17 protein-coding genes are annotated in these 16,585 nt (G+C 40.7%); 9 read left to right on the forward strand and 8 right to left on the reverse strand.

Translation table 11 applies throughout. The annotated features are described in order from the left end of the window. The first annotated feature begins 206 nt into the window (after positions 1-206). From clpP to OQX61_RS09430, 3 genes are all read left to right on the forward strand, one after another. The gene (gene clpP / locus OQX61_RS09420; protein ID WP_062547320.1) at positions 207-917 is read left to right on the forward strand and encodes an ATP-dependent Clp endopeptidase proteolytic subunit ClpP; all 711 of its coding nucleotides are present in this window, start codon (positions 207-209) and stop codon (positions 915-917) included. Continuing rightward, complete coding sequence (clpX, locus tag OQX61_RS09425) at positions 901-2,142, forward strand: ATP-dependent Clp protease ATP-binding subunit ClpX (protein WP_265841409.1); 1,242 nt, start codon at positions 901-903, stop codon at positions 2,140-2,142. The genes clpP and clpX overlap by 17 nt, the downstream gene beginning before the upstream one ends. A gap of 149 nt (positions 2,143-2,291) precedes the next feature. Next, positions 2,292-3,155, forward strand: coding sequence for an AMP nucleosidase (locus OQX61_RS09430; RefSeq protein WP_265841410.1), 864 nt, complete (start codon positions 2,292-2,294; stop codon positions 3,153-3,155). Here the strand turns inward: OQX61_RS09430 and OQX61_RS09435 are convergent. From OQX61_RS09435 to sppA, 5 genes are all read right to left on the reverse strand, one after another. Continuing rightward, on the reverse strand, positions 3,152-3,655 hold the full coding sequence (locus OQX61_RS09435; RefSeq protein WP_265841411.1) for a histidine phosphatase family protein: 504 nt from the start codon (positions 3,653-3,655) through the stop codon (positions 3,152-3,154). The genes OQX61_RS09430 and OQX61_RS09435 overlap by 4 nt on opposite strands. Further along, positions 3,615-4,679 carry a glycosyltransferase family 9 protein gene (locus tag OQX61_RS09440; protein WP_265841412.1) on the reverse strand — a complete coding sequence of 355 codons (1,065 nt, stop codon included), beginning with the start codon at positions 4,677-4,679 and terminating at the stop codon, positions 3,615-3,617. Before OQX61_RS09440 ends, OQX61_RS09435 begins: the two co-directional genes overlap by 41 nt. 3 nt (positions 4,680-4,682) lie before the next feature. Further along, complete coding sequence (locus OQX61_RS09445; RefSeq protein WP_265841413.1) at positions 4,683-5,285, reverse strand: DUF4254 domain-containing protein; 603 nt, start codon at positions 5,283-5,285, stop codon at positions 4,683-4,685. Positions 5,286-5,304: 19 nt separating this feature from the next. Continuing rightward, positions 5,305-6,981 carry a DNA polymerase/3'-5' exonuclease PolX gene (locus OQX61_RS09450; RefSeq protein WP_265841414.1) on the reverse strand — a complete coding sequence of 559 codons (1,677 nt, stop codon included), beginning with the start codon at positions 6,979-6,981 and terminating at the stop codon, positions 5,305-5,307. 245 nt (positions 6,982-7,226) lie between these two features. Next, entirely contained in the window at positions 7,227-9,002 is a 1,776-nt protein-coding gene (gene sppA / locus OQX61_RS09455; protein ID WP_265841415.1) for a signal peptide peptidase SppA, read from the reverse strand. 58 nt (positions 9,003-9,060) lie between these two features. On the opposite strand from sppA, the gene folK reads away from it, so the two are divergent. Both folK and OQX61_RS09465 read left to right on the forward strand, forming a co-directional pair. Continuing rightward, the gene (gene folK / locus OQX61_RS09460) at positions 9,061-9,555 is read left to right on the forward strand and encodes a 2-amino-4-hydroxy-6-hydroxymethyldihydropteridine diphosphokinase (protein ID WP_265841416.1); all 495 of its coding nucleotides are present in this window, start codon (positions 9,061-9,063) and stop codon (positions 9,553-9,555) included. Positions 9,556-9,572: 17 nt separating this feature from the next. Then, positions 9,573-9,950: an Hpt domain-containing protein gene (locus OQX61_RS09465; RefSeq protein ID WP_265841417.1), complete on the forward strand. Its 378-nt coding sequence runs from the start codon at positions 9,573-9,575 to the stop codon at positions 9,948-9,950. On the opposite strand, the gene pssA is transcribed toward OQX61_RS09465, so the two are convergent. Both pssA and rho read right to left on the reverse strand, forming a co-directional pair. Continuing rightward, positions 9,934-10,650, reverse strand: a complete 717-nt coding sequence (gene pssA / locus OQX61_RS09470) for a CDP-diacylglycerol--serine O-phosphatidyltransferase (protein ID WP_265841418.1) — start codon at positions 10,648-10,650, stop codon at positions 9,934-9,936. The two genes, OQX61_RS09465 and pssA, sit on opposite strands and share 17 nt — an antisense overlap. Before the next feature lie 6 nt (positions 10,651-10,656). Beyond that, entirely contained in the window at positions 10,657-12,336 is a 1,680-nt protein-coding gene (gene rho, locus OQX61_RS09475; protein WP_265841419.1) for a transcription termination factor Rho, read from the reverse strand. A 272-nt stretch (positions 12,337-12,608) separates the two neighbouring features. Between rho and pyrF the strand changes: the two genes are divergently transcribed. Genes pyrF through OQX61_RS09495 form a run of 4 tightly spaced genes read left to right on the forward strand, consistent with a single transcriptional unit; the run spans position 12,609 to position 15,881 of the window. Next, positions 12,609-13,439, forward strand: coding sequence for an orotidine-5'-phosphate decarboxylase (gene pyrF, locus OQX61_RS09480; protein ID WP_265841420.1), 831 nt, complete (start codon positions 12,609-12,611; stop codon positions 13,437-13,439). Then, positions 13,436-14,326, forward strand: coding sequence for an EamA family transporter (locus tag OQX61_RS09485; protein WP_265841421.1), 891 nt, complete (start codon positions 13,436-13,438; stop codon positions 14,324-14,326). The genes pyrF and OQX61_RS09485 overlap by 4 nt, the downstream gene beginning before the upstream one ends. Before the next feature lie 51 nt (positions 14,327-14,377). After that, complete coding sequence (locus tag OQX61_RS09490) at positions 14,378-15,658, forward strand: DUF2851 family protein (RefSeq protein WP_265841422.1); 1,281 nt, start codon at positions 14,378-14,380, stop codon at positions 15,656-15,658. Between the two features lies 1 nt (position 15,659). Then, positions 15,660-15,881, forward strand: coding sequence for a PspC domain-containing protein (locus OQX61_RS09495; RefSeq protein ID WP_265841423.1), 222 nt, complete (start codon positions 15,660-15,662; stop codon positions 15,879-15,881). Here the strand turns inward: OQX61_RS09495 and OQX61_RS09500 are convergent. Beyond that, complete coding sequence (locus OQX61_RS09500) at positions 15,878-16,528, reverse strand: ankyrin repeat domain-containing protein (protein WP_265841424.1); 651 nt, start codon at positions 16,526-16,528, stop codon at positions 15,878-15,880. The two genes, OQX61_RS09495 and OQX61_RS09500, sit on opposite strands and share 4 nt — an antisense overlap. Positions 16,529-16,585 lie beyond the last annotated feature (57 nt).

The following is a 16,585-nucleotide window of genomic DNA, read 5'->3' on the forward strand; positions in this document are numbered from 1 at the left end:
AGGGGCAACCCGGATACTTTTAACAGATATTAGAATAAGGCGGCTTTATTAAGGCCGCCTTATTTATATAAAGACATTATAGAATTTTACAATACCACAATAATTTACCAAATTAGTTTCATTAATTTGGTGAACATTATAAATAGACATATTGCTGAAACCTGCGAAGCAAGCTTCATTACAATTAAAGATAAATAGACATACTGATGAAAATAGACAAAGACGAATTTAGAAAATACGCTGTTAAACACCATCGTATTAATGGTTTAAACGTGGATCGTTTTATTGGTGCTACCAATAACTCTCCAAAAAGTATGACTCCTTATATTATTGAAGAGCGTCAGCTTAACGTGGCACAAATGGATGTGTTTTCACGTTTAATGATGGACCGTATCATATTTTTAGGTGATGCGATCTATGATGGTAACGCGAACATTATACAAGCACAATTGCTGTTTTTACAGTCTACCGATAACAATAGAGACATTCAGATTTATATCAATTCACCAGGTGGTTCTGTATATGCAGGATTAGGTATCTATGATACCATGCAATATATCACACCAGATGTGGCTACAATCTGTACTGGTATGGCAGCCTCAATGGGTGCTGTATTATTAGTAGCAGGTGCTAAAGGTAAACGTGCTGCATTGCCACACTCACGTGTGATGATTCACCAACCATCAGGTGGTGCTCAGGGGGTTGCTTCAGATATGGAGATCAACCTTAGAGAGATGCTGAAATTGAAAAAAGAATTATATGATATCATTTCTAACCATTCAGGACAAGATTACGAATGGGTAGAAAAAGCTTCAGACCGTGATTACTGGATGAAAGCTGATGAAGCTAAAGGCTTTGGAATGATTGATGAAGTGCTGGGAGCGAATAACAAAGAAAAAAATGGCGAAACAAAATAAAGAATCCCGTTGCTCTTTTTGTGGATCAAGTAAGCAAGATACTTTAATGCTTATTGAAGGTCTTGATGCCTACATTTGCGATAAATGTGTGACTCAAGCCAATCAGTTACTGGCTCAGGAACTGGGAAGCAAAAAAGGGAAACCAATGGATACCTCGGTTACCTTATTGAAACCAATGGAAATCAAAGCACATATTGACCAATACGTTATCGGTCAGGATGATGCTAAGAAAGTACTTTCTGTAGCGGTATATAACCACTATAAGAGATTGGGGCAAACGGTAGATCAGGCAGATGAGGTGGAGATCGAGAAATCAAACATCATGTTGGTAGGGGAAACCGGAACCGGTAAAACCTTACTGGCGAAAACTATCGCTAAGATCTTACACGTTCCTTTTTGTATTTGTGATGCGACGGTATTAACCGAAGCAGGATATGTTGGAGAGGATGTGGAGAGTATTTTAACCCGTTTATTGCAGGCTGCGGATTACGATGTAGCCTCAGCAGAACGTGGTATCGTTTATATCGATGAGGTAGATAAAGTTGCGCGTAAAAGCGATAACCCTTCTATCACCAGAGATGTATCGGGAGAAGGCGTACAGCAGGCTTTACTGAAGATCTTAGAGGGTACTATAGTGAATGTTCCACCTCAGGGCGGACGTAAACACCCGGATCAGAAAATGATTCCTGTAAATACCAATAACATTCTGTTTATCTGTGGTGGTGCATTCGATGGTATCGAACGTAAAATCGCAAACAGATTGCGTACCCAGGCGGTAGGTTATAAAGTGAAAAAGGATGATGAAGAATTAGACCTTAACAACCTTTATAAATACATCACGCCTCAGGATTTAAAATCTTTCGGTTTGATTCCTGAACTGATTGGTCGTGTACCGGTATTGACACACTTGAATCCTTTAGATAAATCAGCATTGCGTAATATCCTGACTGAACCTAAGAACTCTTTGTTCCGTCAGTACGTGAAGTTGTTTGAATTTGAAGGTGTGAAGCTGACTTTTGAAGATGATGTTTTAGACTTCATTGTAGATAAAGCAATGGAATACAAACTGGGTGCAAGGGGTTTACGCTCCATCTGCGAGGCGATTATGCTGGACGCCATGTTTGATATCCCTTCCGATCCCAGCATTAAGGAGTTGAGCATTACGCTCGAATACGCGCTGGAGAAATTCGAAAAGGCTGATTTTAAAAAGCTGAAAGCTGCTTAAATAATTTAATCCCCGTTTTACGGGGATTTTTTTTAACTTGTTATTTTAGGATCTGCTGCGGTGCTCATCAACCGCCCATCAGAAAATAAATTCTGGCAGGTTCCTTGCAGGAAAAAAACTACTAACTATACTAGAAAAACGAGCATAATATGAATGAAGAATTAGAAGTAAACAAAGACGGAGAAGAAGGAAAAAAAGTAAAGAAAAATAAAGAAGTAGAAACTCCGGTGAAATCTGGTTTGAAATCTAAAGGTGACATTGTTAAAAACTGGCTTCCACGATATACAGGAAGACCATTAGAAGAATTCGGACAATACATCTTATTGACCAATTTCAGTAAATATGTACATATGTTTTCCGAATGGCATGGTGGTGCGCCGATTATGGGTTTGGACAAGCCAATGCAAAGTGTAACTGCCGATGGCATTACGATTATCAACTTTGGGATGGGTAGTCCGATGGCAGCCACAATGATGGACTTGCTGTCCGCTATTGCGCCTAAAGCAGTCTTGTTTTTAGGGAAATGTGGTGGTTTGAAAAAGAAAAACCAATTGGGTGATCTGATTTTACCTATCGCTGCAATCAGGGGAGAAGGAACTTCAAATGATTACTTACCTGCTGAAGTACCTGCATTACCTGCCTTCGCTTTGCAGAAAGCAATCTCTACCACCATTCGTGACCATTCCAGAGACTATTGGACCGGAACCTGTTATACCACCAACCGCAGGGTTTGGGAGCATGATAAAGCGTTTAAGAAGTATTTGAAAACTTTACGTGCCATGGCTGTAGACATGGAAACGGCTACGATTTTCACTACCGGATTCGCCAATAAAATACCTACAGGGGCATTGCTACTGGTTTCTGATCAGCCAATGATTCCTGAAGGTGTAAAAACTGCGGAAAGCGATAGCTCAGTAACCAGCAATTACGTGGATACACACTTAAGAATTGGAATTGATTCCTTAAAACAGTTGATTAATAATGGATTAACAGTGAAGCACTTGCATTTTTAGTCTTCATTAGCGCTTTTAGGAAAATCAAAAGCTAATAAATTACCGGTATGGTTGCTTAGCTGTGCCCATTTTTCAAATGGAAACTCCATAAGCACTGTACCACAAGTAGGGATATTATAGATGTTCGCATTACTCAGGTAATTGGCGAATTCTGTAAGTCCCGGATTGTGACCAAATAAAGCCACACGATCGTGTTTGTCGCTCAGGTTATTTACCACTTTTAGTAAGGTCATCACATTGGCTTCATAAATGGAAGTTTCTTCCTGAATCCGGTTCAATGATTTGTTCCATACTTCTGCGAAATTTCTTGCGGTGGTTAATGCACGAACGGCCGGACTACTCACTAACAACTGAGGGACGAGGTTTTTTGCCAGGATTCTACCCGCCATTTCCGGCGCATTTCTAAGCCCGCGGGCATTTAATGGTCTTTCGAAATCGGAAATATGGCTATTTCCCCAATCAGATTTTCCGTGTCGTATCAATAGAAGTTGCTTGCCCATGAATTAGTTTGTTTAAAACACTATTTATAACAGTTGATTCGGTTAAATTGTTCATGCAGGCAAAATCACCTCTATAGCAGGGAATGTTTCCATATACCGAGCATGGGCGACAATACAAATCGATTTGTACCGCGTCTTTCAGGGATTGTCCATAGCCTAAAAATCCGGCGTAAGGATGTGTTGCACCCCAGACAGAGACAACAGGGATGTTTCTCAGGGAAGCCAGGTGCATACCCGAAGAATCCATACTGAGCATTACATCCAGATTCGAAATTAAGTCTAATTCTTCTTCCAGTTTGATTTTTCTAACCAGGGAAGTGATATTTTCATGTTTAGCAGCCCAGCTATTGGCTGTTGCTTCTTCTGCTGCTGATCCACCAAAAATAAACAGGTGATGACCCAGCTTTGCCAGTTCAAGGACCACTTTTTCCATTTTATGCAAAGGATAAACCTTTTGTAAATGTTGTGCAAAAGGGCTTACGCCAATCCATTTCTGCGTTTTCTCCGGAAAAATAACATTGTTTAACGGTGCTGGATTCCGCGCTTTTAAGGTATTGGAAAGTGGAAATGGGAAACCTAACTTCTGGAATACTTTGGCATAACGGGAAACCGTCAGTTCGAGAGGCACCAGAATTTTATTGGTTTTACGCGTTAGTGCTGATTTCTCTTTTCTTCCTTTGTCGACAGACACCGATTTGATACCTTTTAGCATAAAAAGGAAACAAAGAATCTTACTCCTCAGGTTGTTATGTAAATCGGCAATTGCGGTAATGTCTTGCCTGCTCAATTCCCGGAAAAGTTTTAATAGTCCGAAAAATCCTTTGTGTGTCCCTTTTGGATCAAAAGGCTGGAAGCTCAGGCGCTCCACTTCATGGAAGAAGGGTTTAAAGAAAGGTCTGCTAACAACAAGTAGCTGGTGTTCAGGGTAGTGTTCAGTGAATTCTTTTAGAATGGGGGCAGTCATAGCGACATCCCCCATTGCTGAGAAACGGATTACTAATATTTTAGTAGTTTCTTTTGGCATTAATTACTTGTTGTTATAAAGCACCGGATTCATGCTCGGATCATTATACATTTTCATTTGCTTATAAACTTTCATGTATTTTGCGCCACTTTCAATATCAGCGATCAATTCATCTAAACTAGAAGAAAGATCTGTTCTTTGGTTTAACAAAATATTAAGTTTTGTAGTACAGCTGATTTTATGTTCTTCAGAAGCATCAGTACGAAGGGTTTCTTCGTTCATATGATAAATCTTTAAAGCAAGGATCGATAACCTGTCGATTACCCATGCCGGACTTTCAGAATTGATCTTTGCATTTGCTGCGGGTACAATATTTTTATATTCTTCCAGAAAGTAGCTGTCGATATATTCTACCACATCTGTACGTTCCTGATTCGAAGCATCAATGCGACGTTTCCATTGCAAAGCCACTACCGGATCAATTTCCGGATTACGGATTACATCCTCCATGTGCCATTGTGCAGTGTCGATCCAGCATTTCATGTATAATAAATGCTCCAGCGTACCGATTGGGTAAGGATTTTGAATGGGTTGATCTATATTGTTGTGAACGTGATAATCATTGATCACGTCCTGAAATATTTTATTACAAAGCTGACTAATCATGGCTCAAAGGTAAGGATAACTATTTTTTATTGTTGAAGTATTCTGAGATATCTTGGAGCGTCATGGCATTTAAACACTGTTTTGCTTCCAGTCCGCCTTTTCTACCGATTAGTACACCATAGTGCATATCGTAGAAACCTTCCATTCGATGCGCATCGGGATTGACAGACAGTAACACGCCTTTTTCCAGCGCGTAACGGTGCCAGCGCCAGTCCAGATCCAAACGTAATGGGTTGGCATTGATCTCGATCACTACTTTGTTTGCTGCACAGGCATCGATTATTTTTACATAATCTATTGGATATCCTTTTCTGCTCAATAGTAACCTGCCGGTAGGGTGTCCTAAAATCGTCGTATAAGGGTTTTCTATTGCTTTAATCAGTCTGGCTGTGGCTTTCTCTTCATCCATTCTCAAATTGCTGTGCACAGAGGCTACAACAAAGTCGAATGTTTTCAAAATATCATCACTATAGTCTAAAGACCCATCATTTAAAATATCACTTTCTATGCCTTTAAAGATTTTGAAGGGTGCAAGTTTAGCGTTTAATGCATCTATTTCCAGGTGTTGGGCATATAGACGCTGCTCGTTTAATCCGTTGGCATAAAATGCCGATTTGGAGTGGTCGCAAATTCCGAAGTATTCCATTTTCAGGTTGTCCTTACAGTAAGTGGCCATTTGTTCCAGGGTATGTACACCATCGCTCCAGGTGGAGTGGTTGTGTAAACTTCCTTTCAGGTCCCCGTAAGTAATCAGGGTTGGCAGTTTGTTTTCTTTAGCCAGTTGTACTTCGTTTAATCCTTCTCTGATTTCCGGAGCTACAAATGCGAGTCCTGCAGCTTTGTAAATGGCTTCTTCTGTTTCAAAAGGACCACCTCCTGCCAGTGCAAGTACTTCTTTAACATGTTGTTCGTTGCCGGTCAGCTCAAACCATGTCAGGTAAAAAGCGTCTTTCGGACAGATATGTATTTGTATTTTTAATCCGGATAGGGTGGTGGTATGGTAAGTTCCGTCGGCTTGTTCTTCAAAAGTAAGTCCATCAAAAGCGCTGATTTTCTCGCGAACTTCTTCTGGTGAGGTAGCGCCAATCAGGAAAGGAACGTATTCAATGATCTCCATGCAACGTCTGTATTCGCCGGCAATACCCAATAGTGGTTCTCCTGAAATCTGGTTTAACCAAACGGCAAGGTCAGCATATAATTTATTCACGGTACCTTCTGCATGGGCATATAGGAATTTCCCTAGTCCGGCCATTCTGAACTCAATGATCTTTTTAATCTCTTCCTGGGTTTTCAATCCAAAGCCTTTGGCTTCGATCAATCTGTTTTCATTGCAGGCGTAGTAAAGTTCTCCGATGTTTTCAATACCGAGTTCTTTCCAGATCACATTGATCTTTTTTGGTCCGATGCCTTTGATGCCCAGCATTTCGACAATACCTTCCGGTGTTCTTTCCAGAATCTCCTGTAAATCGGTCATGGTACCTGTTTCCAGTAGCTCCCGGACTTTCGCAGAAATGCTCTTTCCAAGTCCGTCAATCTGTGCGATCTCTTCCAGCGTTTTGCCTTGAATGGCAAACGGAAGTTTATCAACTTTTAAACCAGCATTGGCTACTGATTTGATTTTAAAAGGGTTCTCATTGTGTAATTCCATCAATTGAGAAAGCAGTCGCAGGTTGCGTGCAATGGTCTTATTTTCCATGGGGATGCTAAATTAAATAAAAAGCCCCGATTTTCCGATTAAACTGGAAATGTGTGGACTTTCTTGCTTTATAATGATAAGAATTAGCTGGAGAAAGCCGCAGGGCCAGGTTTTAGAAAAGACGGTCATGAAAAAAGGCCTGAACTTAAACTCCTTATCAAGAAGATTAAGTTCAGGCCTTTTACATTCCTGTTTTCCGGGTTCTTTTAGGACCGGTCTGATTGTAGACGGTCGAAATTACCGGGTTAGTTTACCGTGATTTCAAATGGCATTCTGGCCTGTATACCAGATTTTGAAATCGCAGTTTTAATTTGCTGATAAAGCAGGTAGTTGGCACCTAGCTCCTGTTTAGCATAATAGGTTTTTATTTTATCGGTAGAGTTTTCCAGTAAAGCTTTGATCGGGTCAATCATTTCCGGATATTCTACAATTCTGTAGTCTGTAATTTTCGCTTTTTTAGCAGCGGCTTTAATGGCATCTTCGAAGCTACCTGTTCTATCGGCAAGGCCAATTTTAACGGCATCAGTTCCAACCCATACACGGCCACCTGCAATGCTGTCGATATAAGCTTTACTTTTCTTACGGCCATTTGCTACCCGGGTGATAAAGCTATCGTACACATGGTTTACGCCGTTCTGAACGATCAGTCGTTCTCCGGCAGTCATTGGACGGACGGTACTCATGATGTCTGCATATTGTCCTGTTTTTACGCCGTCAAATGTAATTCCAAGCTCTTTGTTCATTAACTTCTGGAAGTTAGGAATAATGCCAAATACGCCGATAGAGCCGGTAATGGTATTCGGTTGTACAAAGATAGAATCGGCAGCACAGGCGATATAATATCCGCCGGATGCGGCTACATTACCAAAAGAAGCGATCACTGGTTTCACTTTTTTGGTCAGGATAACCTCTCTCCAGATCACATCCGAAGCAAGTGCACTACCACCTGGTGAGTTTACCCTTAATACAATGGCTTTAATACTAGTGTCCGTTCTGGCTTTTCTGATTGCTCTGGAAATTCTTTCCGAACCGATCTGGTCATTGTCTCCTTCGCCACCCATAATATCGCCATTGGCATAGATTACTGCGACTTTAGTTCTGTTGGTATTTCCTTTGCTGCCCATAACGACGTTTTTCGCATAGTCATTGATGGAAATGGTGTTTAGGTTTTTGTTTTTGCTGATTCCACTAAGCGATTTTAACTCGTCAATGATTTCATCTTTATACTTTAAGCCATCTGCCATTTTATACTTTACAGCATCGTTTGGTTGTTGGATTTTATACTGGTTGGCAATCTGAAACAGACTGTCTTTAGGGATGTTTCTGCTTTTTGAAATATCGTTTAGGAAGGTCGCATATAGTCCGTTTACATAAGCGGTTACCTGCTCACGGTTTTTATCACTCATTTTAGTATCAATGAAAGGCTCTACAGCACTTTTATAGGTACCTACACGGATGATCTGAGCTTCAATACCCAATTTATCTAATGCACCTTTAAAGAAGGCTGATTGTGAGCTTAATCCTTTGAATTCTAATGCGCCTTCCGGATTGATGTATACTTTATCCGCCACTGAAGCTAAATAATAAGCACCTTGTGTGTAGACTTCGCTATAGGCGATGATTTTCTTTTTACTGGTTTTAAAGTCGATCAGGGCTTCTCTGATTTCTCTCATATTGGCATAACCAGCATTTGGAGAGGAAACACTCAGGTAAATACATTTGATGTTATCGTCGTATTTAGCCGATTTCAGGGCTTTAATGACGTCCGTAAAACCGATTGTTTTTTTACCATCATTGCCAAAGACAGGCAAGTCAGCTAGCGGATCGCTATAAGTACGTTCGGTAATGGCCTGATCCAGGTTGAGGTAGAGTACAGAGTCATTGTCGACAGCCACCGTTTTATCTTCACCGAGAGAAGAGACGATACCTACGATAATTGCGATGAATAAGATGAAAAACACCCCCACCGATAAAATAACTCCTACAACAGTTGCAAAAACATACTTAAAAAATTCTTTCATTTGCTGGTTAAATATTTAATTTGTAAATAAAGGTAGAAAAAATGCCTGACGGTTTTATATGGAGTTGGATAGTAAAAATGTTTATTTGTTACTGGGCAGTAATTTAGGTGATCGGGAAGAGCTGCTGAATGATGCTGTTGCGCAGATTGGAAAAAAGGTAGGTGAGGTGTTTGCACAATCTTCATTTTATGAGACTGCGGCCTGGGGTAAAACCGACCAGCCTTCTTTTATAAACCTGGCAGTAGGGCTGAAAACCGGACTGAGCCCTTTGGAAGTTTTGAAGGCCGTATTGGGTATTGAAGCGGAATTGGGGAGAGTAAGGAAAGAAAAATGGGGTGCCCGCCTGATGGATATTGATGTGATGTTTTATGGAGATGAAATTGTAGATATGGGAGAAGAACTTCAAATTCCACATCCTCAGATGCAGTACCGAAAATTCGTATTGGTTCCCCTGGCGGAGATTGCAGGAGGGTTAATTCACCCTGTTATCGGGAAGCGTGTATCAGAAATATTAGCTATATTAGAGGATAATTTAACTGTAACAAAAATTTAATTTATTAGATTTGTTTGATGATCGACCCGAATAAGAACAACGAACCACTTGACCTGACGTACCTGAAGGATATGTCAGGGGATAGCGCCGAATTTATTATAGAAATGTTAGACCTTTTTAAGTCGCAGACGCCTACTTATGTAGCGGATTTAGGCAAGGCCATAGCAGACGAAGATTGGGCAAGAGCATCGAGCTGTGCGCATAAAATCAAACCTACGTTTGCTTACGTTGGACGGGAAGATGCGAAAGATCATATGCAGATGATGGAAAGAAATGCCAGGGAGCTGAATAATATTTCAGAATTGCCACAGGCATTTAACGAGCTTTGCGATTTTGCGGTAGTCTTATACAGACAACTGGATGAAGCTAAAGCCGATCTTAAGAAACGGCTTTAACTTTTGTCGTTCTATTCTCAATAATGGATAGAACGATATACAATACCAAAATAAGTGGGATCGCCACAAATTTAAAGATCAGTAATAATAATATGGAAGCGATAATAAGGGTATACCTGAAGGTGTTTTCAGCGAAGCCGAAGCTTTTAAATTTTAAAGCGATCAGGGTAATCTCACTGACTAGTAAATAGCATGCCAGGGGAATAAAAGCCAGGTATAGCAATACGGTAGTGGTAGAACTGTCGAAATAAAACACATCACTTTCATAGATAAAAGGAACAGATGCGATCACTGCGGAGATAGCCGGAGTGGGCACGCCTATAAATTTATCAGTTTGCCTGGTATCCAGATTGAACTTCGCCAGCCGGTAGGCAGAAAATACTGCGATAAAAAAGGCTAAGTAAGAAAGGATAGGGAAGGCTTCATATCCGAAAAATGATTTTGGTGCCATGTGGAACAGGATCACTGATGGCAATACGCCAAAGCTCACCATATCTGCCAAAGAATCCAGTTCTTTGCCCATAGGCCCGCTCACCTTTAACAGGCGTGCGGCAAAACCATCAAAAAAATCGATGAACAGGGAGATCAGGATACACAGGGCAGCCGATCTTAAATCCTGGTTAAATGCGAAAACAATGCCAATACATCCGGTAAACAGGTTAGCGGAGGTAATGGCATTGGGTATCTGTTTTATGATCATTTCAAATTAGCTATTCATAGAAATCAAAAACTCTTCGTTGGTTTTTGTATTTCTGATTTGCTGCTGTACAAACTCCATGGCTTCCTGAGCGTTCATGTCCGCCAGGTGATTACGTAAGATCCAAACACGTTGTAAAGTGTCTCTATCGTGTAGTAAATCGTCTCTACGTGTACTTGATGCAGTGATATCAATTGCAGGGAAGATACGTTTGTTAGATAATTTACGATCCAACTGTAATTCCATGTTACCGGTACCTTTAAATTCTTCAAAGATTACCTCATCCATTTTAGATCCTGTATCCGTTAAAGCAGTCGCAAGGATGGTTAATGAACCACCTCTTTCAATGTTACGGGCAGCACCGAAGAAACGTTTAGGTTTGTGTAATGCGTTGGCATCCACACCACCTGAAAGGATTTTTCCTGAAGCAGGAGCAGTCGTATTGTAAGCTCTGGCTAATCTGGTGATAGAGTCTAATAAGATTACTACATCATGACCACATTCTACCAGACGTTTCGCTTTTTCTAAAACGATGTTGGCAATTTTAACGTGTCTTTCTGCAGGCTCATCAAAAGTAGAAGCAATTACTTCCGCTCTTACGCTTCTGGCCATATCTGTTACCTCTTCCGGACGCTCATCGATCAATAAAATGATCAGGTATACTTCCGGGTGGTTTTTAGCAATCGCATTTGCAACTTCTTTCAGTAAATTGGTTTTACCGGTTTTAGGTTGTGCTACGATCAGACCACGTTGTCCTTTACCGATCGGGGTAAATAAGTCGATGATTCTGGTCGAGTAGTTATTGCTTTCCGTGAACAGGTTTAATCTTTCTGTAGGGAATAGTGGAGTCAGGTAGTCGAAAGGAACACGATCCCTTACATCAGCAGGTAAACGTCCGTTGATGGTTTCTACCCTTACCAATGGGAAATATTTCTCGCCTTCTTTTGGAGGACGGATACTTCCTTTAACCGTATCACCGGTTTTCAAACCAAATAATTTGATCTGAGATTGAGATACGTAAATATCATCCGGAGAAGACAGGTAGTTATAATCCGCAGATCTTAAGAAACCGTAACCGTCAGGCATAATCTCTAATACCCCTTCGTTGGTGATGGTATTGTCGAAATCCAGGTTAGAATAACTGTTTTCGCTTTGTTTCTGATTTGCATGTTGATTAGGCGCTTTCTGTGGCCTGTTGTCTTCTCTTGGCGGGCGTTGTTTTTTAACTTCCGTTTGCGTATTTGCTGCCGTTTCGGTTTTTACTTCTGCAACAGCTTCTATAGCTGGTGCTGAGGCTTGTGCCGGAGCGGTTTCAGGAGCGTTAGTAATTTTCTCTTCTGCTACTACCGGGGCCGGAGCCTGCGACTGGGCCTGAGCAGGCTCGTTGTCGAATAATGCAGCCCTGTTAAAGTTGTTGTTTTTGCTTTCTTCTTCCTCTTTAGGCGTTATTCTGATCCTTTTTCTGGTAGATTTTTCAGCAGAGCTTTCTTTTACAGCTTTTACTTTTGGCGCTTTTGCAGGTATATCACCTTCAACAGGTGCAACAGTTGGTTGTTGCTCTGTCATTTGAGAGATGATTTCAACCAGTTCAGCTTTACGTAACTCGTCGGCATTTAGGATACCTTGAGTTTTAGCTATCTCCCGCAATTCGGCGGTGAGCTTTTCATTTAATTCTGTTTTGTTAAACATTATATGGGTGTAGAGAATATTTTAAATAAAATTGTTTATCCAATTGAACAGAGCAAAAAATGCATTTATAAAAGATGGTTTGGAACAAAATTTTATGGGATTTTCTGGAATGATCAGATAAACTATAGGGAATTATGCCACAATTGTATGTATTTGTAAATTAATCTCCAAGGAAAACTTTAAAATGTTTATAAAAATTACATTGAAAAGTTTAAAAACAAGTCTTAAATCCTTGTGAAATTTGGCATCTTTGCACACAAAATTACGCATAGATGAATAAAAAACAGCTATTTGAGCAGATCCAGATTAAAAAATCTTTTTTGTGTGTTGGCCTTGATCCGGTATTAGAAAATATCCCTCCGCACCTTCTAAAATACGAAAATCCGGTTTTAGAATTCAATAAGCAGATTATTGATGCCACAAAAGATTTGTGTGTGGCTTATAAACCGAACACGGCTTTCTACGAATGCATGGGATTGAAAGGTTGGGAAACATTGATCAAAACCTGGCAATATATGCCCGAAGATATTTTCAGTATTGCAGATGCAAAAAGAGGAGATATCGGCAATACTTCTGCGATGTATGCGGATGCTTTTTTCAATGAGGCAAAGTCGGACATGAGTTTTGACTCGGTTACCGTGGCTCCATACATGGGTAAAGATTCGGTAAGTCCTTTCTTAACTTATAAAGATAAATGGGTGATTTTGTTGGCACTAACTTCAAATGCTGGTCATAGTGATTTTCAATTGCACCAGACTCCGGAAGGTAAATTGTACGAAGAAGTGATTCGTATTTCTTCTCAATGGGCAGATAGTGAGCAGTTGATGTATGTTGTCGGTGCAACCAGAGGTTTAGAATTTAAAAACATCAGAAGACTGGCACCAGATAATTTCTTATTGGTTCCAGGTGTTGGTGCGCAAGGCGGAAGCTTAGCGGACGTTTGTGAATTTGGCTTAAATAAAGAATGTGGTCTATTGGTAAATTCTTCCAGAGGCATCATTTATGCGAGTAAAGGCGAAGATTTTGCCGAACGTGCAAGAGAAGAGGCCTTGAAGTTGCAGCAGGAGATGGAAGCAATTCTGTTGACAGCTAAATTGATATGACCCAAAAGACTGACTTAAAGCTTATTGGGGCATTATTGGTAGTCGCCATTGTATGGGGGACTACCTATCTCAGTATTCGTGTCGCGGTGGAAACAATTCCTGCCTGGTTTGTAGCAGCTATGCGACAAACCATTGCTTCTTTTATTTTGATGATCATTTTGATGAGTCGAAAGGAACTAGCCTGGAAGGGTTGGCCCTATCTTAGACGACAGATCATGTTGTCTACATTGATGGTAGTGATGGCCAATGGGATGGTTACCGTTGCAGAAGAGACGATTCCCAGCGGATTAACATCCCTGCTGAATTCCTTAAATCCTTTAGTCGTATTTTTGGCCTGTGTAGCTGTTGGTTTGCAAAAACCAAGCTGGAAAGGGTTTTTAGGTGTAGTTATTGCCTTTCTCGGGGTTGTTTTTATTTTTAGGGAGGGTATTAGTGAATTGCTGGACCCTAATTATAAAACGGGTATCATGTTTCTTTGTTTCGCGATTAGCGGTTGGACAATCGGGACCATTTATACCAAGAAAAACAGCCATAAATCAGATCATATTTTACTGGATCTGTTTTATCAGTTTGCATTTTCGGCGGTTGCCCAGTTTGCTTTGGCCTTCCTGTTCTCAGGCCCTACATCGGTGAGCAACTGGAGTTTGCATAGTTTACTGGCCGTGGGCTATCTGGCAGTTTTCGGTTCCGTATTTACCTTTTTTTGCTACCATTATGCGCTGAAAAGGGTATCTCCTACAGAAGTTTCTATTCTTACTTATTTCAATACGGTAATTGCATTATTCCTGGGTTGGCTGGTTTTAGACGAGGTCATTACAACGGATATTTTAATTGCAACGGTATTGATTATCGCTGGTGTTTTTATTACTAATTACAGAAGGAAATAATTTTGTAATTTCATGGTGATGATTTAATGCCGAATCATTAAGTTAGACTTCATGAGATTTCCTGAAAGCTTTCTTCATTTTATCTGGCAATTCCGGCTGTTCCAGGCGCTAAATCTGTTTTGTACCACAGGGGAGTCGCTGAGTATTCAGGCAGTAGGAATGCCAAATAAGAATGCAGGGCCGGATTTTACTCAGGCGAAGCTTAGTATTGGAGGCCATATCTGGGTTGGGGATGTGGAAATCCACCTGAAGTCTTCCGACTGGTTTTTACATGGTCATCAGGATGATTCTGGTTATGATGCAGTGATTCTACACGTGGTTTATGAGCATGACCGTCAAATTTACCGAAAGGATGGCAGCGAGATTCCGGTGCTGATCCTGAAAGAGCTGTTCCCCGAAAGTCTTTTAATACATTATGAGGGCCTGGTCAATTCCGTCCATACTTTTCCCTGTGAAAAACTAATTCATGGAATAGATGCAGTGATTGTGAATGGAGTTTTATCCAGAATGATGATCACGCGCTTAGCGCAGAAATCTGAACAGGTGTTTGAACATCTGGCAAAAGTGAATGGGGATTGGGAAAGTACATTTTACCATTTTTTAGCCAAAAGCTTTGGCTTTAAGGTGAATGCGATCCCATTTGAACTTTTAGCCGCTTCTTTGCCTTTGTCGGTGATCAGAAAGCACCTGGATCATCCATTGCAGGTGGAAGCATTGGTATTTGGGCAAGCCGGTTTTTTATCGGCTACTTTTAAAGATACATATCCCCGGGAATTAAAAAAGGAATATCGATTCCTGCAAAAGAAGTATGGTTTGATTCCCATTGGGGTAGCTGCATGGCGGTTCTTAAGGATGCGGCCGCAGAATTTCCCAACGTTAAGGCTGGCCCAGTTCTGCGCTTTATTACTGAAATCAGATCGTTTGTTTTCTAAGGTGATGGAGCTGGAGGAATTGCCGGAATTAAAGACCTTGCTGCAAAATCTACCTGTTAATCCTTACTGGACTACCCATTATCATTTTCATAAGGAGGCAAAAAAGGTGGAGATCCAGCTTGGTACGGGCTCAGTTTTTCATCTGATCATTAATGCGATTTGTCTTTTTGTATCGGCTTATGGCAAATATTCGGATCAACCGGATTTGATTAACCGCGGCTTGCAGTTGTTAGAGGAAACGCCTGCTGAAAGTAATGTGATCACGAGGTCCTATCAGCAAGCAGGGGTCCGCATAGATAATGCTTTTTTCTCCCAGGCAGTCCTTCAAATTAATAAATACTATTGTGCTCAGAAAAAATGCTTAAATTGTGGTATCGGAATCAAGATATTAAACCAATAACATGTTCCAACGTATCATTACATTTTTTGAAAAGCAAAGTTTTGGGGTCTGCACTTATCTTGCTGAACGCCTGAATATCTCAATCAGCAAAATCAGGTTGTTTTTCATTTACTCTTCCTTTTTAGCGGTAGGCTTTCCTATTATTTTTTACATTCTGGCCGCATTGGTATTGGATGTGAGACATTATGTGAAAAAAATCAGGTTACGCATCTGGGATGTTTAAACTTTTAGAATAGCCGCGATCTCCGGAAATCCTTTTTCTTCAGCAAGGTCTGTAGGCAGTTTACCACCTTCCATTCTAATGTCCAGGGGAGCTCCATGTTCCAGTAACAGGATAATAAGTTCTATATTTCCGATTTGCGCAGCTGCGTGTAATGCGGTTAATCCGGCTTGTTGTTTTGCATTGACATCTGCACCAGCTTCTAAAAGCATTTTGGTAATGGGAAAACTTTTCGCCGCAACAGCAGAGTGAATCGGGAAGACATTAAATCCATTATTGGCAGGGATATTGGGATCTGCACCTTTAAAAAGTAATAATCTGGTGATTTCCTCATGCCCGAAATAGGCAGCTAGTCCTAAAGCAGTAAAGCCATCTTTCGAAGTAGAATTGAGCAGGTCTGGTTGCTGCGTCAGTAAGTCATCCGTTTCTTTAAATTTCCCCAATGCACAGGCTTCGAAAAGCGTAATGTTTTTCGCAAAACCAGCAATGATACCAGCAGTTACCGGCTTCTTATAATAACAAGCGAGTAGTAGTGGCGATATTCCATGACTGGTTTCCTGGCTGGTTAGTTCCGGATGTTTGTTCAGCAAATCAGCAATCTCTTGTTTTTTGTCTGTTTCTATTAGTGTTTCGAGCTGAGAGATGTCCATTGATCGATTTATTTCTTAAAATATGGGAATAAATTAACAAATTTTAAATGACATCAG

The organism is Pedobacter sp. PLR (assembly GCF_026239675.1).
Lineage (GTDB): Bacteria > Bacteroidota > Bacteroidia > Sphingobacteriales > Sphingobacteriaceae > Pedobacter.

Excerpts from the sequence above, each read along its gene's own strand:
- sppA (WP_265841415.1), bottom strand. The coding sequence starts at position 9,002 with ATGAAAGAATTTTTTAAGTATGTTTTTGCAACTGTTGTAGGAGTTATT.
- pssA (WP_265841418.1), bottom strand. The coding sequence starts at position 10,650 with ATGATCATAAAACAGATACCCAATGCCATTACCTCCGCTAACCTGTTT.
- OQX61_RS09450 (WP_265841414.1), bottom strand. The coding sequence starts at position 6,981 with ATGGAAAATAAGACCATTGCACGCAACCTGCGACTGCTTTCTCAATTG.
- clpP (WP_062547320.1), top strand. The coding sequence starts at position 207 with ATGAAAATAGACAAAGACGAATTTAGAAAATACGCTGTTAAACACCAT.
- folK (WP_265841416.1), top strand. The coding sequence starts at position 9,061 with ATGGAGTTGGATAGTAAAAATGTTTATTTGTTACTGGGCAGTAATTTA.
- OQX61_RS09495 (WP_265841423.1), top strand. The coding sequence starts at position 15,660 with ATGTTCCAACGTATCATTACATTTTTTGAAAAGCAAAGTTTTGGGGTC.
- OQX61_RS09465 (WP_265841417.1), top strand. The coding sequence starts at position 9,573 with ATGATCGACCCGAATAAGAACAACGAACCACTTGACCTGACGTACCTG.
- rho (WP_265841419.1), bottom strand. The coding sequence starts at position 12,336 with ATGTTTAACAAAACAGAATTAAATGAAAAGCTCACCGCCGAATTGCGG.
- OQX61_RS09435 (WP_265841411.1), bottom strand. The coding sequence starts at position 3,655 with ATGGGCAAGCAACTTCTATTGATACGACACGGAAAATCTGATTGGGGA.
- pyrF (WP_265841420.1), top strand. The coding sequence starts at position 12,609 with ATGAATAAAAAACAGCTATTTGAGCAGATCCAGATTAAAAAATCTTTT.
- OQX61_RS09430 (WP_265841410.1), top strand. The coding sequence starts at position 2,292 with ATGAATGAAGAATTAGAAGTAAACAAAGACGGAGAAGAAGGAAAAAAA.
- clpX (WP_265841409.1), top strand. The coding sequence starts at position 901 with ATGGCGAAACAAAATAAAGAATCCCGTTGCTCTTTTTGTGGATCAAGT.
- OQX61_RS09440 (WP_265841412.1), bottom strand. The coding sequence starts at position 4,679 with ATGCCAAAAGAAACTACTAAAATATTAGTAATCCGTTTCTCAGCAATG.
- OQX61_RS09490 (WP_265841422.1), top strand. The coding sequence starts at position 14,378 with ATGAGATTTCCTGAAAGCTTTCTTCATTTTATCTGGCAATTCCGGCTG.
- OQX61_RS09445 (WP_265841413.1), bottom strand. The coding sequence starts at position 5,285 with ATGATTAGTCAGCTTTGTAATAAAATATTTCAGGACGTGATCAATGAT.
- OQX61_RS09500 (WP_265841424.1), bottom strand. The coding sequence starts at position 16,528 with ATGGACATCTCTCAGCTCGAAACACTAATAGAAACAGACAAAAAACAA.
- OQX61_RS09485 (WP_265841421.1), top strand. The coding sequence starts at position 13,436 with ATGACCCAAAAGACTGACTTAAAGCTTATTGGGGCATTATTGGTAGTC.